We start from the raw sequence: 25,890 nt of genomic DNA, 5'->3' as shown, positions 1-25,890 counted from the left end.
CCGCCTCAATGTCATCACTGCCCCGGTCGGCCAGCGTTACGCCCCTCAGCTTTCGTCCAATACGCAACCGCATCAACCTGATGCCGATCCAAACCACCCTGCGTAACAAGAGCGTTACGCAGCTGCCTTACTGCCGCAGACTCCCCCGCAATCCACACAGAGCTACGAGCAGAAACCTCACCAGGCAACGAAGCAGCCAGCTCACTCATACGCGAGCCATGAGCAGCACCACCCCGATCCATCCAGACAACATCCACCTCAGCACCCGTCACAGACCTCACCGGCTGATGCTCAGCTGCATCCGCAACCTCAACAAACGCTCGCACCGGCAGCTCAGCAGTCAAAGAAGCAACAATTGCCTGCAACGCAGGCAATCCCGTCTCATCAGCAACAAGAACTACCTCTTCAGCTCCTTCAACTGGAACGAAACCACCGACCGGCGCAGTCAACATCAACTCATCACCCACCTGCACCTGCGACGCCCATGCTGCAGCCACGCCACCGGGATGCAACACAAAATCGACAGTCGCCTCACCTGCCTGCGCATCAAGCCACAACAACGTGTACGTACGACGCTTTCGCCGAGCCCGCGACATCTCATCCGCATCACCGGTAAACCTATGTGAATCAGGAAAACTCAACTTGACCCGCTGATCTGGGCCCGTCGCTACTGCCTCAGCCAATCCCGACCCACTAAACGTCACACGACGCATGCGCGGAGTCACATCCTCAACCGCCGTCACCACGCACACACCCAACCCCTCGCGCGCACGACGAACCCGTTCAGTCACTCACATCCCCCGATCCACTTTGCGACGCCGAAACCGCCACTCGTGCATTCTTTCTCGACAACACCAACATGACTAAACCCCACACGACCAGGGCAAAATCAGCGATTACCAGCCAGCGCACACTCATATTTCGAGTCACCAACATGGAAGCGCCCGCCATATTAATGACAGCAGTGCTGTACAGCCACGCATCCATCGACCGTGAACGTAACTGCACAGCACCCAAATCAAACCCACGCGACTCACCAAACACGCGCAGCAGAAGACAGACCGCCAAACCAATAGCGACCAACCCACCACCAATCAACACGCGCCCAAAAGCCGCAAAAACCAGGCCAACGACAGTGACCGCCGCCAAAGCCCACCACAACCCCAGCCCCGCGAACGGGTTACGCATCAGACCTCAGCCAACCCTGCCTGCCGCTCCGCAGCCTCAACAAGATTGCTCAACAACATCGCACGCGTCATCGGCCCCACACCACCAGGATTTGGTGAAACCCAACCCGCAACCTCAGCAACGTCCAAAGCCACATCACCAGCAATTTTCCCGTTTACACGAGAAACACCCACATCAAGCACAGCCGCACCGGGCTTGACCATCTCCTTCGTCACGATGCCCGGTACCCCAGCAGCTGCAATGACAATATCTGCCTCACGCGTATGCGCAGCCAAATCCTTCGTGCCCGTGTGACACATCGTCACCGTCGCATTCTCTGAACGCCGCGTCAACAACATTCCAATAGGCCGCCCCACAGTCAGCCCACGCCCAACAACCACCACATTCGCACCGGCCAAAGGCACATTAAAACGACGCAACAATTCAACACACCCCAACGGAGTACACGGCAACGGCGCTGGCCGATTCATCACCAAACACCCCAAGTTATACGGGTGCAACCCATCAATATCCTTAGCCGGATCCACGCGCGACAACAACGCAAACTCATCCAACCCCGTGGGCTGCTGCACAATGAACCCGGTCACCTTCGGGTCCTCATTCAACTGATCAATCAGCTCTTCAACCTGCGCTTGCGAAGCATCAGCCGGCAAATCGTGCCGCATGCCGCGCACACCAATCTGCTCACAATCCCGATGCTTGGCATTCACATAAATCTGCGACCCCGGATCCTCACCCACCAAAACCGTAGCCAGCCCAGGGACAACACCACACTCACTCAAACGCACCACCCGCGCCTTCAACTCTTCCTTAATGGTCGCAAGCGTGGACTTTCCATCGAGAATGCCAGCAGTCATGGCATGCATCATTTCACAGCCAAACTCAGCTCTCGCTTTATCCTGAAATCAATCCCCACCTGAACTCTGATCACTCTCTCCCCCAAAGTAATCCAGCACAACATACGGTCACACAGCCCAACTCCTAGAGAGGCAGCCACGCGTGCGGACTCACAACCACCCTGTAATACGCCTGACCACCACACTCCTGGCACTCACCACACTCTCTGCATGCGGCTCCACCCCCAACAGCACCCCCACCATCACCACCACCGCCACCGCTGCCGCCACAAACAACAACACATCCCCCGCCCCCAGCACCACGACCCCCACCAACACCACCCCCACCATCGACCCCACCACCGTCGCGCGAATGACCGGCGGAAACGGCACATCTTTGAAATACATGCTCGGCGAATCATTCCTACCCGTGGGATGGAACGTCACTATCCCCCGAGACTCCGGCGGCTACCGCATGAACATCTGCGGCGTAGACATCGAACCGCACCCTCCAGTCGATACAACCGCAAAACGCTGGCAACAAACCCCTACCGGCCCATGGATCGAACAACACATCCGCACCTACGAAGGCAACACCGCAACCAACATCATCACCGCACTCAAAACACGCATCACCGACTGCCAGCGCTACACCGCTACCGACACCAACGGCGGCTCCAGCACTTACACCGTCTCCGGCCTCACCCTCCGCAGCGCCGACCCCGATACCGTCACCTGGCGACAGCAACTCGTGCCACCACCACCGGCCACGACAACACCCACCTCACCCGCCGCAACCCCCTCCCCATCCAACAGCCCCACCCCCCACCAACTCACCCAAGACGTAGCCATGACCAAAATCGGCAACACCACCGTCATGCTGATCTCATACGCCGTCGACCAAACCCCCTCCGTCCCCCTCTTGGACGCCGCAGTCTCATACCTGAAAAAACGCCATTGAGCAGACAAAGTAATGGCCCGGGCCCCTCTCAAAGGAACCCGGGCCATTCGCATCACATCACTCAGTGCGCAAAATGCCGTGTACCCGTGAAGTACAAAGTCACACCCGCGCTCTCAGCAGCAGCAATCACCTCATCATCACGAACAGACCCACCAGGAGCCACGACCGCACCCACCCCAGCGTCAATCAACACCTGCAAACCATCTGCAAACGGGAAAAACGCATCAGAAGAGGCCACCGAACCCTGAGCCCGCTCCTGGCCAGCACGCGACACCGCCAAACGACACGAATCAACACGGTTTACCTGTCCCATACCGACACCAACCGATGCGCCATCCTTAGCAAGCAAAATGGCATTCGACTTCGTCGCACGCACAGCACGCCACGCGAACTGCAAGTCCGCCAACGTCGCCTCATCGGCAGCGGCACCCGCAACAAGCGTCCACTGCGCAACATCATCACCATGGCCAGCTGAAGGCTTGTCATCATCAGAAACTGGAACCTCAGCATCAATCAGGTCGCGCTGCTGAACCAGCAAACCGCCCGAGATATGCCGCACCTCAAAACCTTCACGCACAGGCGTAGGTGTCTTCAACAGCCGAATGTTCTTTTTTGCCCGAAGAATGTCCAAAGCCTCTGGCTCGAAATCCGGCGCAACAACAACCTCAGTGAAAATATCCTTCACCATACGAGCCATCTCCACCGTCACTGGACGGTTCACAGCAATAATGCCGCCAAACGCGCTCGTCGGATCACACTCATGCGCCTTCCGGTGAGCAACAGCAATCCCCTCTTCCTCCGAAGCGATAGCGATACCACACGGATTGGCATGTTTGATGACAGCACACGTCGGCTGATCCCCATGATCATGGCAAGCACGCAACGCTGCGTCGGCATCCACATAGTTGTTGTAACTCATCGCTTTACCGTGCAATTGCACAGCCTGCGTCAAACCCTCTACACCACCGGCATAAAGCGCCGCGTTCTGATGAGGATTCTCGCCATAGCGCAACACGTCAACGCGCCGATACCCCGCCCCTACCCATTCAGGAAAACCTGAATCTTCCGGAGCCTGCTCCACCACCGAACGGCTCATCCACGCCGCAATCGCAACGTCATACGAGGCTGTCATCGCAAAAGCCTGCGCAGCCAACTTCTTACGCTGCTCCAACGTAAAACCACCAGCACGCACAGCCTCAACAGCCTGCGCATACTGCGACGGATCCGTCACGATCGCTACCGACTGATGATTCTTCGCAGCCCCACGAACCATCGATGGACCACCAATGTCGATCTGCTCCACCGTCTCATCAACACCCGCCCCCTGAGCCACCGTCTCCTCGAATGGATACAGGTTGACAACAACCAACTCAAATGGCTCCACACCCAGCTCACCCAGCTGCTCCAAGTGGTCCGGCTTACGCGTATCCGCCAACAACCCCGCATGCACGTTTGGGTGAAGAGTCTTCACACGACCTTCAAGACACTCCGGGAACTTCGTGATGTCCTCAACCTTCACCACCGGAAGCCCCGCCGCCTCAATAGCACGCGCCGAACCACCCGTCGACACCAGCTCCACACCTGCATCGTGCAAACACGTAGCAAACTCAATCAAAGACGTCTTGTCATACACCGACAACAACGCACGACGAACAGGACGACGCCCCTGCGCATCACTACCAGCAGCAGGGCCAGACGCTGCACTCACTTTGACAGCCACAACTCTCCTCTAAAACAACAACCCGAACAAAACCAACAAGCTCAATGCATCAAACCACGCACGAGCCACCACTCATCCTGCCCTCACCCACCAAACAGAACTCTGCGCCCCTGAACACGCGCACCATCTACCGCCAAACGCCGCACCACCTCCACCAGCATCTCCCGCTCAACTACCTTGATACGTTCATGAAGCGAATCCTCAGTATCACCATCAGCTACAGCAACCACCCGCTGATCAATGATCGCTCCAGTGTCCACACCCGCATCAACAAAGTGACACGTAGCTCCCGCCACGCACACCCCATACGCCAGCGCATCTCGCACCCCATGAGCGCCAGGAAAACTCGGCAACAACGCCGGATGAGTATTGATAAACCGCCCCCCAAACCTGGCCAAGAACGCTGGCCCCACAATTTTCATAAAACCAGCCCCCACCACCAATTCCGGCTCAAAAGAAGCCACAGCCTCCATCAATGCCACATCCCACCCACTCCGATCCGCGAAATCCCCCATCGGAACCACAAACGTCGGAATCCCCGCTCGCTCAGCACGAGCCAAACCCTCAATCCCCCCACGATCAGCGCCCACGGCAACAACACGCACCGGATAGTCCTCATGCGAGGAAATCGCATCCAGCAACGCCTGCAAATTTGTGCCCCCACCAGAGACCAACACCACCACAGAAAGCGGCTTACCCACCGACGCGCCGCCTGGAAACAAGCACAACAAATCACTAGTCACGCAACGAGCCTAACTGCCACACCCACAATCGCTACTCTGCGCGCATGAACGCAACCCCCACCATCATCCTGGACTGCGACCCCGGCATCGACGACGCCATCGCCATCCTTCTCGCTCAAGGACACCCCGACATCAACCTCGCCGCTATCACCACTGTCGGAGGCAACTCTTCCCTCCACAACGTCACCCACAACGCACTCGCCTTAGCAACCCTCAGCAACATCACCGCGCCCATCGCAGCCGGATGCGCACAGCCCCTCAACAACACGTACAAAAACGCCACCCACATCCACGGCACTGACGGAATCGGCGGCATCCCACTGCCCACCCCTGACCGCTCCACCGATCCCCGCCACGGCGCACAACTGATCATCGACACCATCATGACCAACGACCCCGACACCATCACTCTGGTTCCCATTGGCCCCATGACCAACATCGCCACCGCGATCACCCTCGAACCCCGCATCATCAACCGCGTACACGAAGTCGTCTTTATGGGTGGAAGTCACGGAACCGGCAACGTCACCCCCGTCGCCGAATTCAACATCCACGCCGACCCCGAAGCCGCATCTATCGTCCTCAACGCCGACTGGCCCATCACCATGATCGGCCTGGACCTCACCCGCCAAGCCATCGCCACCCCCGAGGTCATCACCTCCATCCGCAACATCAACACAACCACCGCAACCCTTGTAGCCGACCTCCTTGACACCTACAGCGCGAACTACCGCACCACCGGCAGCTCCCACACCGGAGCAATCGTCCACGACCCCTGCGCAGTTGCACGTGTCCTGGCCCCCACACTCATCACCTGCATCCCAGCCCCCATCCACGTCGAGCAACACGGCACACTCACCCGCGGCATGACCGTCACCGACCTACGCACAGCAACCACCACCGACTGCCACACCCGCACCGCAACCCACCTCAATGCCGACGGATTCTGGGAACTTGTCCGTACCGCACTTCGACGCCTCCCCTAGAAGATCACCGACGCCCTGACGTAGCGGGCTCCTTCGTGCTCTCCTCCGGAGAAACAAAACGAGCCCGCAACACTATCGAGGCAAACACCACCACCCACGCACCCGCCAACATCTCAGCAGCCAACGTGGCTCCCATAGCCACACCACTAACTCCTACATCCACCAGACGCTGATTACCCAATGACCCAGCCGTCAACACACCAACCGCGCCCATCATCACCGCACACAACAGCACTGCACCAGAAACCACCAACAAACGCCCCAACAACAAGCCACGCCCAGACCTAGGAGCCAAACCAGCACGCCCCGCCTCACGCACGCCCACCGCAGGCAAAGAACTCCCCACACTCCGCAACGCCCACACAGCCACACACATCCCCACCACGACAGGAACAGCCACTGACGCTGTCATCCACCCCGGCAATGGCCCAGGGTCGGGCAAAGCCCCCAACACCGGCACCAACGGCACCGGCTCCACACTCGCATTACCCCACGTGATCAACGTGTCCTCACCAATTGAAAAACCAGGGCCTGCAGCGAAACCCACCGCCCACGTAGCCAACGTCAACGCATAGGCCAACTGCACAACCGTGAACAAAACACCGCCAACCAACCCCGGACTCACATAGCTATTCACCACCTCAACACGCTGCCACCCAACAACCACCGCAGCCACAACCGCAACAACCCCCGCAGCCAACAACACCACCACACCACGAACGGCCGGGCCAACAACCCGCTTACCCCAATCAGGAACATCAACCCGCCAAAACCACCCCAGCCGTGGAATAACCCGTCCTAAACCACCCTCAAACCGACGCTGAACAGCAACCACAAAAGCAATCACAGGCCAGCACACACCAGCAAACGGCGCCCACAGCACCGACGCAGACAACCCCTCACCTCTGGCCAATACCGCCACTAACACCAGCACTACCGCATACCCAGAAACAAAACCGATCCCACCACGAACTACATCTCGCCGCGCACCCGAACCGGTCAACTCCACCGAACTAGCAGAACCACCTGCATCAGGCATGCGCCCCAACAAACGTCCACCAGCCCACACCAACGACCCCAACGGCACCACAGCTGCCAACCACGGCACCACGCTGACCGTTTGCTCCTGAATCAACAACGGCACCCCCTGGGCGAACAACCACGATTGCAGCCCAAAAACCACTGCCCCCAGCCCCGAGCCCGACCCAGTCGAACCAGCCAACCACCCAACTAATACAAACAACACAAACAACACACTCGACACCAACGCCGCCCATACAGCCTCAACAACACCACCAATAAGCGGCGGCCTTTTCACACTCACAGACGACAACGAACCCGACTCACCCGCGGAGGAACCACGCGGACCACGGCGACGGAACTTAAACGAAGGCATACGTAGCGCAGACATCCCACCCATCTTCCCCGCCAACCCTCAAACACCCAAGCACCACGACACCCCCAAACACGTTCACCCCATACACAACTACTCCACAACCCCTCCGCACTCACACATCACCCCACACAGCCCCAGCGCCACCAACCTCACAACGACCACCATGAAGCCACCAACACCACCAGCGGAGACACACCATGCTCACCCCGATAACCATCACCATCACCATCACCCTGGACATTGGTTTCCTCTTATGGGCCATCCCCCTCACCTACAACGACATCCGCTACCACCGTTTACCCCGACCGCTGACCCTCGGCGCCATCGCAGTCATGCTCGCTGCCGGCATTCTCCTATGGGCCACAACCGCCCTAATAACTAACGACCCCTCCAGATGGCACACCCACCTCGCCACCGCAGCAGCAGGCGCACTCAGCCTTCGCCTCCTCTATCGTTTACTCCACCACTGCGCACCCAACAGCCTCGGCCGCGGAGACGTAACGCTTGCGCTACCACTAGGGGCTTTCCTCGGTTGGCACAGCATCGACACCCTCATATTCGGCGCCTGGCTTGGCTTTGCTTTCTCCGGTATTACCGCCCTCACACTTCTGCTCACCCGACAAGCGCATCGCCACACGCACATACCCCACGGCCCAGCCATGCTCATCGGTGCTGCATGCGCCATCAGCGCAGGACATCTCACCTAAGTTGCAAAGACACAACCACTACACCTATGGCTGACCTTTATAACTTCTTCCCTCTGACGCCTACACGCGCACTCACCACAGGGGTGTGGGGTTTCTCCTGCTAGGAGAAACCCCACACCCCTGTCACAACACCGCAAGCAAACGGATCAATGCTCAGAAGCCATGAGCTCGCGCATAAGATTTGCAGTCTCCGTAGGAGTCTTCCCCACCTTTACTCCAGCAGCCTCAAGAGCGGCTTTCTTTGCATCAGCCGTACCTGCTCCACCAGAGACAATCGCGCCAGCGTGCCCCATGGTTTTGCCCTCCGGAGCCATAAAACCAGCCACATACCCCACAACAGGCTTCGTCACATTCTCCTTGATATAAGCAGCTGCTCGCTCCTCAGCATCTCCGCCGATCTCACCTATCATGACGATGCCTTCGGTCTGCGGGTCAGCCTCAAAAGCCGCAATCGCATCAATGTGCGTGGTTCCCACGATCGGGTCACCACCGATACCGATTGCGGTGGTAAACCCAAGGTCCCGCAGCTCATACATCATCTGGTACGTCAATGTGCCTGATTTAGAAACAAGCCCGAGCTTCCCTGTCGGAGCGATATCTGCCGGCGTGATGCCTGCGTTCGACACCTCAGGAGTGATGATGCCTGGACAGTTCGGACCAATAATCCGTGTAGTCCCTTTAGCCTGCGCGTAGTTGAAGAACTCGGCAGTGTCCTTGACCGCAATACCTTCTGTGATGACCACGAGCAATGGCATCTGAGCATCTACTGCCTCGATCACCGCGTCCTTGGCGAACTTTGGCGGCACGAAGACTACCGAGACGTTGGCGCCTGTCTGGGCCATTGCTTCGGCCACTGTGCCAAAGACCGGAACAGTGTGCCCGCCATCGAACGTCACTTGCTGGACCGCCTTACGCGGGTTAACACCGCCAACAATGCGCGAACCAGCTGCCAGCATGCGCTGCGTGTGCTTCATACCTTCAGAGCCGGTCATGCCTTGAACAATGATCTTGCTGTCGGCGTTAAGGAAAATAGACATTTTGTTCCCTCTCAAGTGCTCGCAGATCAGTGGCTCGCCGCAGCGAGTTCGGCAGCCTTGCGGGCACCGCCGTCCATGGTGTCTTCGATGGTGACAAGAGCGTGACCATAGTCAGCCAAAATGCGTCGCCCCTGCTCGACGTTGTTACCATCCAGGCGAACCACCAAAGGCTTGGTTGCTTTATCCCCCAACTTGTTGAGTGCACCCACGATGCCATTCGCTACCGCATCGCATGAAGTAATCCCACCGAACACATTTACGAACACAGCTTTGACTTGCTCATCTCCGAGAATGACGTCCAACCCATTCGCCATAACCTCAGCAGAAGCGCCACCACCGATATCAAGGAAGTTAGCCGGTTTACTGACTCCACCGGTGTGGTCTTGACCCGCGTAGGCAACGACATCGAGGGTGCTCATCACTAGCCCTGCACCGTTACCGATGATGCCTACGTTGCCATCCAGCTTCACGTAGTTAAGACCAAGCGACTTAGCTTTCGCTTCTAGAGGGTCTTCGGCAGCTTCGTCTACTAGGTCAGCATGGTTTGGCTGACGGAACACCGCATTGTCATCAAGAGTGACTTTTCCATCTAGTGCAACAATCTCGCCGGAAGCAACTTTGACGAGAGGGTTCACTTCAACAAGCGTGGCGTCTTCGTCACGATAGACCTGCCACAGCTTCATAAGTACTGGCGCAACTTTTGTCGCTGTATCAGCGTCAAATCCTGCAGCAGCGGTAATCTCGTCTGCTTTTGCCTCGTCAATACCCACGTTCGGGTCTACCGCTACGCGCGCTAGTGCTTCAGGACGCTCGATGGCAAGTTGTTCAATTTCCATGCCGCCCTCTTTGCTGCACATGGCAAGGTAGGTGCGGTTAGTTCGATCCAGCAGGATTGAGAAGTAGTATTCTTCTTCAATCTGAGCGCCTGCCGCGATCATCACTCGGTGTACGGTATGTCCTTTGATGTCCATCCCGAGGATCTGCTCAGCGTACTTTTCAGCTTCATCTGAGGTTTTGGCGACCTTAACTCCCCCAGCTTTACCTCGGCCACCAGTTTTCACTTGGGCTTTGACCACAGTTACTCCGCTTGAGATTTCTTCCGCAGCAGCACGGGCCTCTGCAGGAGTATCAGCGGTTTTACCAGCAAGCACGGGAACACCATGCTTCTCGAACATGTCTCGGGCTTGATATTCGAAAAGATCCACGAGGGACAACCTCATTGTCGTCGGGTGGCTCATGCGTCACTGGCGCACTGTGCCGCGGTTTACTTCTGCAGATGACATCTCGAAGGTACAGGAAAAGTGAGTTTCAACACCGGAAAGATATCGCGGTCAGCGAAATATAGTTATTGACCAGCATATTCAGTAGGCGTATATACATCTATTTTTTTCTAAAAAGAATTTTGTAAACGTTATCATCGGCGTGTCGCGGCGATGTGGTGTGAGCGCATGTCACAAATCCATAACGGAGTTGGTAGTGTCACCCCCGTTCGCCCCCCTGATGGCGAATCGGCATATGCCACCCTGCTCGACCACGCATCACCGTCGAAGGAGTCGGTCGAGGATTCCCTGTGCTTCATCTGGGGAAGTGGGGTACGCCGCGTGCAAACGCGGCAGCAACTGCCGCACCCCTTAAGAAGGAATACGATGTCGCAATACCAGGGACGCCACCGAGCGCAAAAACAGCAAAACAACGTCGGACGCGGAATTGTCGCTTCAGCTGCTCTGGCAGCCGGCATCGGCCTCGTGGGCAACGGCACCGCTGAAGCAGCCGCCCCCGCCATTGCCGGACAGACCGCTGCTTCCAGCGCAGCACAGGCCGCAGTTAAGTCCTTCGCCTTCGCCGCTCCCGTTACCGGAACCCACATTTCTTCCGGCTTCGGAATGCGCTGGGGCCGCATGCACAAGGGCGTTGACTTCGCTGGCCGTAAGGGAACCCCGATCCGCGCCGTTGCAGCCGGACGCGTCACCGTGGCAAGCAACCTTGCTGGGTACGGCAAGGTCGTTTACGTCGACCACGGCGATGGCACGCAGACCCGCTACGCACACCTGAACTGCTTCTCCACCAAGGTTGGCGCGCGAGTCAAGGCTGGCGAGAAGATCGGTGAACTCGGCAACACCGGACACTCCACCGGACCTCACCTGCACTTCGAAGTCCGCATTAAGGGTCGTGCGATCAACCCCCTGCCGTGGCTTGACGCCCGCGGCGTTCGTCCCTGACGAAATCCACAGACTTCTTACGAGGAGATCGGGTCGCCTGGGGGTATAAAAGGCGGCCCGACTCCCCGGGCTCGACGCTCAGCTGAGATAATCGTTCCGATGAATGGCTGCACCAACAGCCGGTAATAGGTCAGAAATCTCATCCTACTTTTCTGCCCTACGACCCAGGCTGTCATCGAGTGCGCCTACCATCCGGGAGCGGGAATACTCCAAACCTGCGCTACCTCTAGCCACGGTTGAGTATTAGGTGTGTCTCAGCTGCGTCGATCCATGCTTTACCACCTTCTGGGAGCAAGTGCGCTCACTGTCACTACAACTGCAGTGACGGGGGCATGTGCGCGCTCGCATCCAGACACGTGACGCGCTGCGACATCCACCCGCACCTCACGTGTAGAGGATTAAAACTGCTGTCGCGCTGCCCTATGGGCAGCGCGACAGCAGCAAATAGCATGTTGATGGGGCCGCGTTATGTCGCGGCCCCATCAACATATTCATTGCCGCATCACAGCTTCTCTAACGGCGCATACCTCAGCAACAGCCTCTTCACTTTGCTCTCACCGAAGTCAACGTGCGCAATTGTGCGATCACCTTCACCTTCGATCTGGACCACACGCCCTAGACCAAACGAATCGTGCGTTACCCGATCACCGGGAGCCAGCGCAATAATCGGTCGGTTCGCAACTGGCCTCATCCGCGACGCCGAAGACAACGTGGCCACCGACGGAGCCGCACGCAAATCCCCACTTACAGCAGACTCTGTTCTCTCCCACTCCACCAACTCCTGCGGAATCTCCGAAAGGAACCGTGAAGGCGGATTGTATTTCGGGGTCCCCCACGCAGAACGAACAACAGCCCGCGATACATGCAACCGTTCCCTCGCGCGCGTAATGCCCACATAAGCCAGACGGCGCTCCTCTTCCATCTCATGGGAACTTTCAAAAGCCCTGAAATGAGGGAACGTCCCATCCTCCATCCCGACCACAAACACCACGGGGAACTCCAACCCTTTCGCCGTGTGCATGGTCATCAACGTGACTGCGCCCTCATACTCACCCGAAGCCTGCGCTTCTGCACCCCCTGCAGCAACCGCTTCATCTGGGACATCATCCGAATCTGCTACCAACGAAACCCGCTCAAGGAACTCAGTCAGCTCAGCCAAAGGACTATCCGCCATAGTCTCTGCTGACATCGTCTCCGCCGGTAGGTCTTGCCCTTGGGCTAACGCATCCGCGACCGCTTCCTCATGTGCAACGGCCTGGGCCTCAGACCGCCGACTTTCGCGTTCTTCATCGAACTCCCGCGCCACCGAAACAAGCTCCGCAAGGTTATCCAAGCGAGTTTCATCCTGTGGATCTTTACTTCCACGCAGCTCGTCAAGATATCCCGACTGTTCAAGAATCGCCTCGACCAATCCAGCTACGCCAACTCCATCTTCCAAAATATTGCGGAGCGCCTCCAACAAAGTAGTGAACGAACGAACCGCATTCGCAGAGCGTTTCGCCATCATCGGGATTTCATCAGCACGCCCCAACGCCTCAACAAACGCAATGCGCTCACGATCAGCGAAATCAGCAACAAGCGCTTCAGCACGGTCACCAATACCACGCTTGGGAACATTAAGAATGCGGCGCAAGTTAACCGTATCCATGGGATTAGCGATTGTTCTCAAATACGCCAAGACATCTTTTACCTCGCGGCGCTCATAGAAACGAGTCCCACCAATAACTTTGTACGGAAGCCCAGTCCGCACCAAAACCTCTTCAAGAGCACGCGACATCGCGTTAGTGCGATAAAAGATAGCAACTTCGTGCGGTTTCACAGACTCGCTCTTCATAAGCCGCTCGATCCGCCGTGCAACGAAGGCAGCCTCATCGTGCTCAGAATCTGCTACATAACCAACAATTTTTGACCCCGCGCCACCCTCACTCCACAACTTCTTCGGGCGACGCTCACTGTTTTGCGAAATAACAGCATTAGCTGCAGAAAGAATAGTCTGCGTAGAACGATAGTTCTGCTCAAGGACAATCGTGGTGGCCTCAGGGTAATCTTGTTCAAATTCATTGATGTTTCGGATAGTTGCCCCACGGAAAGCATAAATCGACTGATCAGAGTCACCCACGACAACTAATTCAGCCCCAGGAACCCGGGGTTGCGACAGTAATCCTTTTTCGGGATCAGCAGGCTTCTCCGGGATAGGAGAAGCCAGCTCCCGCACCAATGCATACTGGGCATGGTTCGTATCCTGATACTCATCCACCATAATGTGCCGGAACCGGCGTCGGTAATATTCAGCAACCTCTGGGAAAGCTTGCAACATATGAACCGTCACCATGATGAGGTCATCGAAATCAAAAGCGTTCGCCTGACGCAGCCTTCGCTGATATTCCGAGTACACATCAGCAACAATTCCTTCAATGACCTCTGCACCCTCAGAACGAGCCTGAGAAGCGAACTCATCCGAATCAATTAATTCATTTTTCAAGTTACTAATCCGGTGAGCAAAACTGCGCGGAGTATGCCGTTTAGTGTCAATATTCAGCTCACGCATAACCAACGCCATCAAACGTTGGCTATCAGCAGCATCGTAAATAGAAAAACCGCTCTTCATGCCGATCTTGTCGGCCTCACGCCGCAAAATACGCACACACGCAGAGTGAAACGTGCTCACCCACATCGCCCGCGCCCTACCACCCACCAGCTGCTCAACCCGCTCACGCATCTCACCAGCAGCCTTGTTGGTGAAAGTAATCGCAAGAATCTGCCCCGGCTGGACACCACGAGCACCCAACAAATACGCAATGCGATGCGTCAAAACCCTCGTTTTGCCCGAACCAGCACCAGCAACGATCAACAACCGCCCACCCTCATGCAAAACCGCCTGCTTCTGCGGCTCGTTTAACCCCTCCACCAACGCGGCAGCATCAAACACCGAACGCCCCTCAGGACGCCTCACACCCCCCAAATCACGATCAGGTGACTCCTGCGGAGCAGGCACACGTCCCCCAGCTCCATCCACGTCACTCGCAGTTACAGGCCCTTTCGGCGCAACATCGCCCAGAGCCTCAAAAGGCACATTCTCGAACAGGTTGCTCATCACCGATAACTGTAGGCGGCCGCCCCGACCAGCACGCAGGGACAGCCGCCTTACAACACGCCGACAAACTCACACACGACGCATCACACACCGTGCTCCACCAGGCAAATCAGCCCATAAACCCCAGCCCAATCACGGTGTTAACCAACGTCAACCCAAGTGCAGCATGGGCCAACGTAAACGAATCCTGACCACGCTTAGCCTTCGCATTCGACGCCTCACACAAACCAACAACAGCAACCGCAACAAGCAGCTTGATACCGACCATCATGTGGTTCACCGTGCCGCCAGACATCTCCAGCACACCCACCAAACCCAAACCAATCAACAGCTGCAGGCGTGCACCCCACACCATCAACACGTGAATCCGACGGGCCGCGAAGGACATCGCCCAACCAACCAGAATGAGCAGCAGCCCAAGCCAGTGCATAAGACCAAGGACGGTGAAAGTAGTTGCCATACACCCACACTAACGACTGCCCAGCACTTACCTGCACAAGCAGAACACCCCGAACCCGCTCACTCCACCTGGACAACCCGGCTCTGTGCAGCACTGAGGCGCGCCGCCTGCCCAACCCGGATGGAATGCACCGCATCCATAGGATCAACCGGCATCCCCGCCTGCCTATCCTCATACCCCTGAACCTGCAACGCCGCCGACAAAATCCGATAAAACTCCGCGCCCGTCTCACTCACCGCTGGCCCCGGCCACCGCTCAGACCCCGCATACACCCACCCCGTTCCGCCCTGAGCATCAGCCAAATCCGGCAAAACACCAATCGTGTCCGGACCGTCTTCATACACAAACGCAGCCTTCGTTCCCGTCACACGGAACCGAGGCGCAGGAAACGGATCAAACGAACTAGCCCGCAAAATCGAAGACCCACCACCCACGTGACGCAACCACAACAAAACATCATCATCCGCAGGAGTAGTAAACGCATTCACCTCCGCATACACACTGGCAACTGGCCCCATCACCTGCACCGCAGTATCAATCACATGCGGACCCAAATCGTTAAGAACACCACCACCCTCACGCCAATCAGCGTTCTCCCTCCACCGCTGCTTCGGCTCCGGACGCCACCGACTAAACGACATCTCAAAACGACGTACCTGCCCCAAATCACCCCGCTGCATCACCCGCGCCAACGCCAACGGACCGGCATCCCACCGCCGATTCTGAAACACCGTCAACGGCACACGCTCCTGACGTGCCAACTGAACCAACGCATCAGCCTCATCAGCAAAAACTGCCATCGGCTTATCCACCACACACGGCACCCCAGCCGCAATCACCTGACGCACATGCTCAACATGCTTACCCGTAGGAGTACACAAAACCACCGCATCAGCACCAACATTCGCAACAGCATCCACCAACGCCGTCACATCAGGAACCACCACCGCCCCCGGTAGATCCGCTTTCGCCTGCGCAACCCGATCAGGATGCGAAGTCGCCACAGCAACGATCTGCCCACCCGCCTGCGCAATCAACGGAGCATGCAAAGTACGACCATAGGAGTAACCCGCAAGAGCAATACGCATACCCCAACCCTGCCACCAGCCCCCGGGGAACAACACCTAAGACACTACAGATGCCCCGTCGCAAGAAAAACGCTGAACTCGCGAGCAACACCACCCTTAGCCTTCACAACTGTGGCCGCCGTCTCCACCTGCACATCAACAAAACCCTCCCGCACCAAATCTTCCCGCAACACATCCCGCTCAATACCCCGGTGCCCAGTGTGCGTATCCGCATGAAAAAGATTCTCTGGATCATGATCAAGATCCGCCAGCGCAACCCAACCTCCCGGTGCAAGCGCTCCCCGAATGCTTCGCAAAGCAGCCCTGGTGTCAGGAATGTGGTGAAGAGCCATCGTGCTGACAACAAGATCAAAGGAATCGTTCAATGGCTCATCGAGAAGGTTATGAACCCGAGCCTGAACACGAGAGTGACCAGCAATCGCATCCATAGCAACATCGATCATGCCCTCAGATGTATCGATGAGAAGCACATGCGCCACATGCTCAGCCAAGGCACGGCCAAGCTGGCCAGTACCAGCACCCAGATCAAGTACATGCCACTCCGATCTCATCGGAATGCGCTGCCGAATCGCATCAGCAATGCGCTGTGAACGGGCAGTTTTTTCAGGACTTTCCCACGTTTTCGCAGCGTCATTGAAGTATGTGGCGTCGCTATTGCCAGAGTGCTCATGGGCCATGCTCCCACCCTAAACAGCAGCCTCAGGCGCCACCTTCACAACCGCACCGGTGGTGCTCCTACGCTCGTGCAATATCTGCAAAAGAGCGCAGGAACACCCCCAGCCGTAGCGGTTAATTCGTTTGTGTTGCAGCGGCATCAACATCCGTGTTGTTGTGCGCGGCATCCACCCCCGGACGTTTCCCAATCGACATCGTCACCGACGCCGCGACAGAAGCAAAGAAATCATTGCCTTTGTCATCAACAACGATGAAGGCAGGGAAATCTTTCACCTCAATCTTCCACACCGCCTCCATACCCAACTCGGGGTACTCCAAAACCTCCACCTTCGTGATGCAGTCCTGCGCCAAACGTGCAGCTGGGCCACCAATAGAACCCAAGTAGAAACCGCCATGCGCTGCACACGCATCCGTCACCGCCTGGCTACGGTTACCTTTAGCAAGCATCACCATCGACCCGCCCGCAGCCTGGAACTGGTCAACATAACTATCCATGCGTCCGGCAGTCGTCGGCCCGAACGACCCCGAAGCCATCCCATCGGGAGTCTTCGCAGGACCGGCGTAATACACCGGATAATCCTTCAGATACTGGGGCATCTGCTCACCTGCATCAAGACGCTCCCGGATTTTTGCGTGCGCGATATCGCGGGCCACCACAAGCGTGCCCGTCAAAGACAAACGCGTCTTAACCGGATACTTCGTCAGCTCCGCTAAAACTTCAGACATCGGACGCCGCAAATCAATCTCTACAACTTCCCCACCCAATTCATCCTCAGTGGGGGCTGGCAAATACTGAGTCGGATCAAACTCAAGCTGCTCCACGAACACCCCCTCCGGGGTGATCTTGCCCAGACACTGCCGATCCGCCGAACACGAAACTGCGATCGCCACCGGCAACGAGGCACCATGACGCGGCAACCGCACCACCCGCACATCGTGACAGAAATACTTACCACCAAACTGGGCGCCAATACCGATCTGACGAGTCAGTTCAAGAACCTTCTCCTCCATCTCACGGTCCCGGAACCCACGACCCGTAGCCGCATTACCCGTGGTCGGGAGGTTGTCCAAGTACTTCGCTGACGCGTACTTAGCTGTCTGCAGCGCCTTCTCCGCAGACGTACCGCCAACCACAATCGCCAAGTGATACGGCGGGCACGCTGCCGTACCCAAACTGCGGATTTTTTCCTCCAAAAACGGCATGATCCGCTCCGGAGTAAGAATGGACTTCGTCTCCTGGAACAAGTAGCTCTTATTCGCCGAACCACCACCCTTAGCCATAAACAAAAACTCATACTCCAGCTCATGCCCTGGATGCGTATCCGCATAAATATCGATCTGCGCAGGAAGATTGCAGCCCGTGTTCTTCTCCTCAAAGAACGTCACCGGAGCGTTCTGGCTATACCGCAAATTTAACTTCGTATAAGCATCAAACACACCCCGCGAGATGGGTTCAGCATCATCACCAGCAGTAAGCACATGCTGCCCCCGATGCGCTGAAACAATCGCCGTCCCCGTGTCCTGACACATAGGCAACACACCACCGGCAGCGATCCCCGCGTTCTTCAACAAATCAGAGGCCACAAACTTGTCATTGTCACTGGCCTCCTCATCCTCAAGGATGTTCCGCAACTGCTGCAGATGAGCCGGCCGCAAATAATGCGCGATGTCATGCATCGCTGTCTCCGTCAACAGGCGCAGCGCCTCAGACTCAACCTCAAGAAAACGACGACCCCCTGGCCCCTCCAACACATGCACGCCCTGCGACGTCAACTTGCGGAACGGGGTCTGTGTGTCCTGCCCAACAGGCAGCAAGTCCTCGTAGGCGAAATCCGCCATGGCACAACTCCTTCACAACAGCCCGGGTGCACGGGCAACAACAGCCGGTAACAGCGCCCTGGCAACGCCGCCATCTGACAGATCACGGAAAAACCACGACCGGCACACCCAGTCTGTCCCCTCACCCCCAACGCCGCGGCCCCAAACCTGCCTTTCACCACAACAAAACCACGTCAAACACATCACACCCCCCGCACAGCCCGCTCATACAACCCCACCGCACCAGCCACAACCGCCCCCTGACCAAACCGCTCCGGCAACTCAACACCCGCCTGCTCACGCAACCTTGCAACCCACCCCCCATCCACCGCACACCGCGCAACCGCCCGCGCCAACCCAACGTCACTATCCATCAACACCCCATCAACACCCGAGCGCACAAACTCCCCCACCCCACTACCCACCCGCCCAAACACCGGCACCCCACACGCCCGCGCCTCCAACGCAGCAATCCCAAACGCCTCATCCACCACCGGCGACACAAACACATCCGCACCCCCATACATCTGCACCAACTCTTCATGAGACAACCGACCTCGCAACCGCACCCACCCACCAGCACCATGCCTACGCACCCACCGCTCACACACCGGCCGCAACGGCCCATCCCCGGCCACCTCCACCGTAATCGGCACCCCCGGAACCAACCCCCGCGCCACCCGCACCAACTCCAACAACGCCACCGGCCGCTTAATCCTCGACAAACGCATCGCACTCACCACCCGCACCCCACCAGCACGCGTCCTGCCCCCACATCGCCGACGCCACACCTGCCTATCCACCCCATTAGGAACCACCTCCACCTCCACATCCCCACACGCAGCCGCCGCCAACCGCTGCGCCGCAACACCCGAAACAGCCGACAACACCGCACCACCACACACCCACCGATCCACCCGCCCCGACAACCGCAACCACAACCTGCCCGCCCCACCAACCAACGAATGACACGTCACCACATGCGCCAACCCCAACTGCGCCGCCACCTGAACCGCATCAAACGCAAACGGACTGACCACCCCCATATGCACATGCACCACATCAAAACCACCCTCACCCAACACCGACCGCAACCACCCCGCCCCCGCCGGATTCACCACCACTGACCCCGGCAACCCCACCGGCAACGCAAACCGCAACACCTGCACCCCACCCTCAACCACATCCGCCTGCGCTCCCGGCGTAATCGTCAACACCACCACCTCATGCCCAGCACTGACCAACCCCCGCGCCAACCGATCCACCTGCACCTCAATCCCACCCAGACGCGGCAAAAAAACATCCGAAACCAAAGCAATACGCACCCAAACACCCTGCCACGCCCGACATACCGCCACACGCCACCAACCCCCGCCAGCCACCAATGACACACTGACCGATGTGAGCCGCACCATCGTCGCCGTCAACGCCCACCCCGACGACGAAGCACTCCTCATGGCAGGCACCCTCGCCAAAGCAGCCGCTGCAGGAGACCGCGTCATCCTCGTCGTGGCCACCGATGGTGAACTCGGCGAAGCCGACCCCCGCTACCACCACAACGGCGACCTCGGCACCACCCGAATCAACGAACTCCACCGCAGCGCAGCAGCCATCGGCGCCCACAACGTCATCCGACTCGGCTACGCAGACTCCGGCTCCGGCCCCACCATCCCCCCCAACCCACCCCATACAACCCGATTCGCACGCACCAACACCCACCACGCCGCAACCCAACTGGCCAACATCCTGCGCAGCGAACACGCCGACCTCGTCATCGGCTACGACAAAGCCGGCGGATACGGCCACCGCGACCACATCAAACTCCACGAAGTAGTCCGCGCCGCCTCCGCGACCACAGGCACCCGACTCCTCGAAGCAACAATTCCCCGCGAACTCATCACCCAAGCCCTACGCATCGCAACCCGCCTCTACCCCTTCCCACCCGAATTCGACCGCAGCACATTCGAAACCGCCTACACCCCCCGCAACCTCATCACCCACCGCATCACCATCGGCCATCACAGCACAGCCAAACGCAACGCCCTACGCGCCCACACCTCACAAACAACAGGCCGCACCACCCGAACACTCAACGTCCTAAGCAACCTGCCCTCACCACTATTCAACCTCATCCTCGGACACGAATGGTTCACCGGGCCAACCACCCGCACCCATAAACACCCCGCCCACAACATCTGGGATACCACGCCGTGACAACACCATCCACACTCCTGCGCAGCACACTGCACACCGCCGCAAGCCTGAGCATCACCATCGCCCTACTCGGCTGGCTACTCCCCACCCTCACCAAAACCACCTGGACCGAAATTCTCCACACCATCACCGGAGTCGGCTGGCTCAACTTCCTCGGCCTACTCACCCTCATGATGACCGGGCTCTACTGCTACACCTTCACCCTCAAAGCCTCCCTGCCCGGCATGACCCACCTCCAAGCCCTCACCAGCAACCTCGCCGGCTCCTGCATCAGCAACATCCTGCCCGCAGGCGGCGCATTCGGCACCGCACTCAACTTCGCCATGTGGCGATCTTGGGGATTCGAAGTCACCGCCATCACCTCATCCATGCTGATCACCACAGTGTGGAACATTCTCATCCGCGCCTCCCTACCCGTCCTCGCTGCGCTCCTGCTACTCACCCACTCCACCGGGCTACCTACCACCATCTGGGGCGGAGTCGCCCTCGGCGCCCTCATCGGCACCATCACCGTCGCCACAGGAATCGCCCTCATCACCTCACGCCGCGCAACCACAACACTGGGCACACTCGCCGATACCATCAACAAGCACCTACGCCCCAACCACCACGCCCAATTCGCCACCAACGCCCTCACGCTACGCACCCGCATCATCGGCCTAGCCCACAACCGCTGGCACCAACTCACCTTCGGAGTAGTGGCCTTCTTCGGTGTCTACTTCCTCCTGTTCACCGCCTGCATCACTCTCTCCGGCGTTCAAGTCTCCTGGCCAGTAGCTTTCGCTGCCTTCGCCATCGGACGACTCTCCACAGCAGTACCTCTCACCCCCGGAGGCCTAGGAATAGCTGAGGCCGGATCCGCCGCAGTGCTTATCGCACTCGAAGCAGATCCGGCCTCAACCGGAGCAGGTGTGGCACTCTTCGCCCTCTTCAGCCACCTACTCGAAATCCCTTTCGGTGCAGTGGGACTCACCCTCTGGCTAGTGACTCGTCCACGTCACACACCAACCACCACACACACCATCACACTCAGCGACGCATCGCTCGAGCACGACGCAAAGCGGCCCGAGCCACATCCCTGACACTCGGCAACACAGACGAACCACCATCGTCATACCCGGCCAACAACCGCTCTACCTGACGATGCCGAGCCTCATCAGCCAACGTGTCATCCAACGCCTCAGGCTCAAACCCACCTTTATCCTGCCGCTCCACCGCAGCCCGAAGCAGCTCATCAGTAAACGCTGGGTTAGAAGGCAACACCGGGCCATGCAAGTACGTGCCATACACGTTGTCTTTCACCGCACCCTCAGTGCCATCCTGGCCATCATTACCCTGGCCATACAACACCGTTCCCAACGCAGCCTGCCCTGGCCCACGCAAAGTCCGGCCCGAATGGTTCTCATACCCGACCATCTCACCAAACTTGCCCGAAATAACCACCGGGCCAACCATGCGCGTTTCCGCACCAGTAGTGGTCACATCCAGAATGCCTAGCCCAGGCAACCGCTTACCAGCCACCGTCGTGAAATCACGACCCAACAACTGGTACATGCCACACACCACCAACATCGGCGCTTTATCAGCAGCCAATTGCCGCAACATGTCACCATTAGCGGCCAGATCATCCTCAACACGAGCCTGACCCGAATCCTGACCACCACCACCGACGATGATATCTACGTCATCACGCAAAACCGTTCCCGGATGATGCGCCAGCACCTCCACCTCGTACCCATGACGCTGAGCACGCACCTGCAACGCACGCACGTTGCCAAAGTCGCCATAGATGCTCATCTCACGCGGATACAAGTGAACAATCTTCAACTTGCCCTTCACCGGGCCGTGATAACTGTCCGCCATCGACCCCGACTGCAACGCTCCCGGAGCATCTGCCGCGGTCAACGTGCCCGAACCGTGCATCTCCTCGGACACAGAAGTACTCGAAATAGTCATCGCTTTCACGCGTCCTGTCCGATGTCGGGAAGGTCATAGCGCTCAGCAAGAGTGCGGCGCAGCGACATCATCGCGGTGTAAGTGCAGAAAAGTCGAAGCGGCTGCCCCGGATGAGCCGCCAAGAAAGTGTCGAGAGCTTCCGTCAAGTCAGGAATGACGCTACCGACCTCAACATCGTCATACCGCAGCCGCAACGCCATGTCATAGGCACGGATACCTGCCGTCGCATACACACCCTGCTCCCGCAGCGACTCAAACGACACGTCATACAACCAACTGACGTCACGCCCATCAGCAGTGTTGTCATTAATCGCGACCATCGTCGGAACCGGAGTTCCCCCATACGTGGACAATGCCACCGAGAAACCCGCCGGGTTCTTCACCAACACCAACTCAAGACTCGAATCGCCCGCCTGAATGACCTCACCACGACCAAACGGTGGAGCCACCGACGCCAACGCCGCCGCAGCCACACGCGCATCGAACCGAGCGCCCAGAAGACGCTTAGCCATCGACGTGGCCGCCGTGGCATTAATCATTGCCGCCAAACCACGCTGCTGAAGCTCCAACGGACCAACCGTGTCAGCACCAGGAAAATCGATCGCGAACTTGCGCTCATCAATCGTGCGCAGCAAACCATCAGCAGGCCCCGGATCCGGAACACCCTCATGACCTGAGGCACCAGCACCACCCTCAGGAACCTCACGCACATCCGCTTCCTGCAGCTCAGCTACCCGATCAGCGATCGATGGGTCCAAACCAAACCACGTCGCCTCAGGAACATTCGCGTTCTGCGCAGCCCGAGAAATAAAAGAATCATCCCGGTTTAACACAACACCGTGCGTGGTGCGACTAGCCAAATCCTCCAAAAGACGCGCCGTGTAGTCGATCTCCGCGAAACGATCCAACTGATCACGAGCAACGTTCAACAGCAACGCATGCGTAGGCTCAACAGCCTCCGCGAAACGAATCGAATGAGCCTCATCCAACTCCAGAATCGCGTAATCAGCCTTCAACCGGCCCGAAGGACCGATCTCATCGAGCATCGCGGAAATGACCCCACGCGTGAAGTTACTGCCAGTCGGGTTAGAAAAAACCGAGAACCCGTGGGCACGCACCACCGCTACCAGCATCTTCGTCGTAGTGGTTTTTCCGTTAGTACCACTGACAACAACAATCCCGCCGTGCGTGTCAGCGAGCGCGTTACGAAGAAAACCTGGATCGAGACGCTCGGCTACCAGGCCGGGCAACGCCGACCCTCCCGAACGTCCACCCGTACGGAGACGCGAAGCGAGCCGAGTGGCCTTACCCGCGAGGACGGCTGCGTTAGTCCTTAGCACAACTCAAGAGTAGTGGCCGTGGGTCACACAAAAGGCCATCCGAAGCGAAGGTGCTGTTCCACGCCCCCGCCACAACCAGCATCGATACTGTGGAAAACATGAACGACCGCACCCCACACCCCCCAACCCAACAGGCCTCAGAAACACTACGCACCAGCCTCATCAACCCCGCCAACCTGGATGAAGTCCGCGAAGTCTTCAACCTCAAAGCACTCGTATTCCACTCACCCCGACTCACCGAAACAGACCTCAGCACCTACGCCGAATCCCTAAACCAAGACGGATTCCGCACCACCGTCATCCACGACACCGCCGCCCCCAACACACCCGCCGTCGCCTCCTTCCTATCTATGGACTCCATGTGCTCCCTACCAGGCGGCGCCGACATCCCCACCACCGCAATCAGCGACGTCGTCGTCCTACCCACACACAAAAGGCAAGGCATCCTCCGACGCTGGATGACCAGCGAACTACACCGCGCCAAAAACGCAGGAAACGTCTGCGCCGCCCTCCACGCAGCCGAATGGGAAATCTACGGCCGCTACGGATTCGGCATGTCCGCAGCACGAACCGCCTGGACCCTACGACCTGACCGAAGCCACTTCCTCAGCCAACCCAGCGGACACATACGCATCATCACCCCACACGAAGCCGCCACCATCTTCACCAACATCGAAACAGCCGTGCGCGCAGCACACCCCGGAACAATCACCGCACCCCTGACCTACTGGAAACACCACACCGACCCCACCACCTACACACCCAACACCCCAGCACGATGGTTCGCCGCCCACACCGACAACAACGGAAACATCGACGGAGCAGTCTCCTACTCATTCCCCGACGGCTGGAAAATGGGACGCCACGAAAACCGCATGACCATTCACGAACTACGCGCCAGCACCCCCACCGCAGAACGCGAACTATGGCGCCACTGCGCCAACACCGACTTCATCACCGAAATCGACTACGCCCTAGGACACCCCGACCTACCCCTGCCCTGGTACCTCAGCAACCCCCGCGCTGCCCAATCCGGCCCCATCTGGGATGGCCTATGGACCCGAATCCTCGACGTGCCAGCCGCCCTCAGCGCACGCATCTACCCCCTACCCGGTGAGATAAACCTCACTATCACCGACCCACTCCACCTCACCGACGGCACCTACACCCTCACCATCAACACCAACAGCCAAGCCACCTGCCACCCCACCAGCACCCCAAACCCCCAGACCCCACACCTACACATCGACATAAACGCCCTGGCCAGCCTATGGCTCGGCGGAGGAGGCGGAATCCCCACCCTGCCCGACCTCATCCTCCAAGACAAAGCACACCTCACCCAAAAACGTGACCTACACCGCGTCGCAACCCTTTTCACCTGGCCCAATGCACCCCACGACCTCACCAACTTCTAAACCAACACAGAGTTAGACTCGCCGCACAATCCACGAC

At 58.2% G+C, this 25,890-nt stretch carries 23 protein-coding genes; 7 read left to right on the top strand and 16 right to left on the bottom strand.

Annotated elements, in window-relative coordinates; all coding sequences use genetic code 11:
* Positions 1-14: 14 nt before the first annotated feature.
* From CKV89_RS03690 to CKV89_RS03680, 3 genes are read right to left on the bottom strand one after another with little or no spacing between them, the layout of a single operon-like run.
* A complete protein-coding gene (locus CKV89_RS03690; protein ID WP_154657689.1) occupies positions 15-791 on the bottom strand; it encodes a siderophore-interacting protein in 777 nt (258 codons plus the stop codon).
* Entirely contained in the window at positions 784-1,188 is a 405-nt protein-coding gene (locus tag CKV89_RS03685) for a hypothetical protein (RefSeq protein WP_028327643.1), read from the bottom strand. Before CKV89_RS03685 ends, CKV89_RS03690 begins: the two co-directional genes overlap by 8 nt.
* Entirely contained in the window at positions 1,188-2,045 is an 858-nt protein-coding gene (locus CKV89_RS03680; protein WP_028327642.1) for a bifunctional methylenetetrahydrofolate dehydrogenase/methenyltetrahydrofolate cyclohydrolase, read from the bottom strand. Before CKV89_RS03680 ends, CKV89_RS03685 begins: the two co-directional genes overlap by 1 nt.
* A 142-nt stretch (positions 2,046-2,187) precedes the next feature.
* On the opposite strand from CKV89_RS03680, the gene CKV89_RS03675 reads away from it, so the two are divergent.
* Positions 2,188-2,985 carry a hypothetical protein gene (locus CKV89_RS03675; RefSeq protein WP_028327641.1) on the top strand — a complete coding sequence of 266 codons (798 nt, stop codon included), beginning with the start codon at positions 2,188-2,190 and terminating at the stop codon, positions 2,983-2,985.
* Between the two features lie 61 nt (positions 2,986-3,046).
* Here CKV89_RS03675 and purH read toward each other — a convergent pair whose 3' ends face one another.
* Both purH and purN read right to left on the bottom strand, forming a co-directional pair.
* On the bottom strand, positions 3,047-4,705 hold the full coding sequence (gene purH, locus CKV89_RS03670) for a bifunctional phosphoribosylaminoimidazolecarboxamide formyltransferase/IMP cyclohydrolase (RefSeq protein ID WP_028327640.1): 1,659 nt from the start codon (positions 4,703-4,705) through the stop codon (positions 3,047-3,049).
* 83 nt (positions 4,706-4,788) lie between these two features.
* On the bottom strand, positions 4,789-5,448 hold the full coding sequence (gene purN / locus CKV89_RS03665; RefSeq protein ID WP_231935439.1) for a phosphoribosylglycinamide formyltransferase: 660 nt from the start codon (positions 5,446-5,448) through the stop codon (positions 4,789-4,791).
* A gap of 44 nt (positions 5,449-5,492) precedes the next feature.
* Between purN and CKV89_RS03660 the strand changes: the two genes are divergently transcribed.
* The gene (locus tag CKV89_RS03660; protein ID WP_028327638.1) at positions 5,493-6,434 is read left to right on the top strand and encodes a nucleoside hydrolase; all 942 of its coding nucleotides are present in this window, start codon (positions 5,493-5,495) and stop codon (positions 6,432-6,434) included.
* 4 nt (positions 6,435-6,438) lie between these two features.
* Here the strand turns inward: CKV89_RS03660 and CKV89_RS03655 are convergent, their stop codons facing one another.
* A complete protein-coding gene (locus CKV89_RS03655; RefSeq protein ID WP_154657688.1) occupies positions 6,439-7,845 on the bottom strand; it encodes a cell division protein PerM in 1,407 nt (468 codons plus the stop codon).
* 182 nt (positions 7,846-8,027) lie between these two features.
* On the opposite strand from CKV89_RS03655, the gene CKV89_RS03650 reads away from it, so the two are divergent.
* Entirely contained in the window at positions 8,028-8,537 is a 510-nt protein-coding gene (locus CKV89_RS03650; RefSeq protein ID WP_051277664.1) for a prepilin peptidase, read from the top strand.
* A gap of 146 nt (positions 8,538-8,683) precedes the next feature.
* On the opposite strand, the gene sucD is transcribed toward CKV89_RS03650, so the two are convergent.
* Positions 8,684-9,574, bottom strand: coding sequence for a succinate--CoA ligase subunit alpha (gene sucD, locus CKV89_RS03645; protein WP_028327636.1), 891 nt, complete (start codon positions 9,572-9,574; stop codon positions 8,684-8,686).
* Positions 9,575-9,600: 26 nt separating this feature from the next.
* Complete coding sequence (gene sucC, locus CKV89_RS03640) at positions 9,601-10,779, bottom strand: ADP-forming succinate--CoA ligase subunit beta (RefSeq protein WP_028327635.1); 1,179 nt, start codon at positions 10,777-10,779, stop codon at positions 9,601-9,603.
* A 441-nt stretch (positions 10,780-11,220) separates the two neighbouring features.
* Between sucC and CKV89_RS03635 the strand changes: the two genes are divergently transcribed.
* Positions 11,221-11,793, top strand: a complete 573-nt coding sequence (locus tag CKV89_RS03635; protein ID WP_051277663.1) for a M23 family metallopeptidase — start codon at positions 11,221-11,223, stop codon at positions 11,791-11,793.
* A gap of 502 nt (positions 11,794-12,295) precedes the next feature.
* Here the strand turns inward: CKV89_RS03635 and CKV89_RS03630 are convergent.
* The 6 genes from CKV89_RS03630 to CKV89_RS03605 form a co-directional block, all read right to left on the bottom strand.
* Entirely contained in the window at positions 12,296-14,887 is a 2,592-nt protein-coding gene (locus tag CKV89_RS03630; protein ID WP_028327634.1) for a UvrD-helicase domain-containing protein, read from the bottom strand.
* A gap of 109 nt (positions 14,888-14,996) precedes the next feature.
* The gene (locus CKV89_RS03625) at positions 14,997-15,347 is read right to left on the bottom strand and encodes a hypothetical protein (protein WP_028327633.1); all 351 of its coding nucleotides are present in this window, start codon (positions 15,345-15,347) and stop codon (positions 14,997-14,999) included.
* 59 nt (positions 15,348-15,406) lie between these two features.
* Positions 15,407-16,435 carry a Gfo/Idh/MocA family protein gene (locus tag CKV89_RS03620; RefSeq protein WP_028327632.1) on the bottom strand — a complete coding sequence of 343 codons (1,029 nt, stop codon included), beginning with the start codon at positions 16,433-16,435 and terminating at the stop codon, positions 15,407-15,409.
* A gap of 44 nt (positions 16,436-16,479) precedes the next feature.
* Complete coding sequence (locus tag CKV89_RS03615) at positions 16,480-17,112, bottom strand: class I SAM-dependent methyltransferase (RefSeq protein WP_028327631.1); 633 nt, start codon at positions 17,110-17,112, stop codon at positions 16,480-16,482.
* A gap of 112 nt (positions 17,113-17,224) precedes the next feature.
* Positions 17,225-18,949 (bottom strand): fumarate hydratase, encoded by a 1,725-nt coding sequence (locus CKV89_RS03610; RefSeq protein ID WP_051277662.1) that lies wholly within the window; start codon positions 18,947-18,949, stop codon positions 17,225-17,227.
* Positions 18,950-19,131: 182 nt separating this feature from the next.
* Complete coding sequence (locus CKV89_RS03605; protein ID WP_161626195.1) at positions 19,132-20,253, bottom strand: glycosyltransferase; 1,122 nt, start codon at positions 20,251-20,253, stop codon at positions 19,132-19,134.
* Positions 20,254-20,329: 76 nt separating this feature from the next.
* Here CKV89_RS03605 and CKV89_RS03600 point away from each other — a divergent pair, with 76 nt between their 5' ends.
* Together CKV89_RS03600 and CKV89_RS03595 are read left to right on the top strand one after the other, a co-directional pair.
* A complete protein-coding gene (locus tag CKV89_RS03600; RefSeq protein WP_028327629.1) occupies positions 20,330-21,142 on the top strand; it encodes a PIG-L deacetylase family protein in 813 nt (270 codons plus the stop codon).
* Positions 21,139-22,224 (top strand): lysylphosphatidylglycerol synthase domain-containing protein, encoded by a 1,086-nt coding sequence (locus CKV89_RS03595; protein ID WP_051277661.1) that lies wholly within the window; start codon positions 21,139-21,141, stop codon positions 22,222-22,224. The genes CKV89_RS03600 and CKV89_RS03595 overlap by 4 nt, the downstream gene beginning before the upstream one ends.
* Here CKV89_RS03595 and CKV89_RS03590 read toward each other — a convergent pair.
* Complete coding sequence (locus CKV89_RS03590; protein ID WP_231935438.1) at positions 22,172-23,098, bottom strand: type 1 glutamine amidotransferase; 927 nt, start codon at positions 23,096-23,098, stop codon at positions 22,172-22,174. The genes CKV89_RS03595 and CKV89_RS03590 overlap by 53 nt on opposite strands.
* A gap of 5 nt (positions 23,099-23,103) precedes the next feature.
* A complete protein-coding gene (locus CKV89_RS03585; RefSeq protein ID WP_028327628.1) occupies positions 23,104-24,438 on the bottom strand; it encodes a Mur ligase family protein in 1,335 nt (444 codons plus the stop codon).
* A gap of 98 nt (positions 24,439-24,536) precedes the next feature.
* On the opposite strand from CKV89_RS03585, the gene CKV89_RS03580 reads away from it, so the two are divergent.
* Positions 24,537-25,853 (top strand): GNAT family N-acetyltransferase, encoded by a 1,317-nt coding sequence (locus CKV89_RS03580; protein ID WP_154657687.1) that lies wholly within the window; start codon positions 24,537-24,539, stop codon positions 25,851-25,853.
* Positions 25,854-25,890 lie beyond the last annotated feature (37 nt).

It is taken from the genome of Dermatophilus congolensis (genome assembly GCF_900187045.1).
GTDB lineage: Bacteria > Actinomycetota > Actinomycetes > Actinomycetales > Dermatophilaceae > Dermatophilus > Dermatophilus congolensis.
This window is presented reverse-complemented; position numbering and strand designations above follow the sequence as displayed.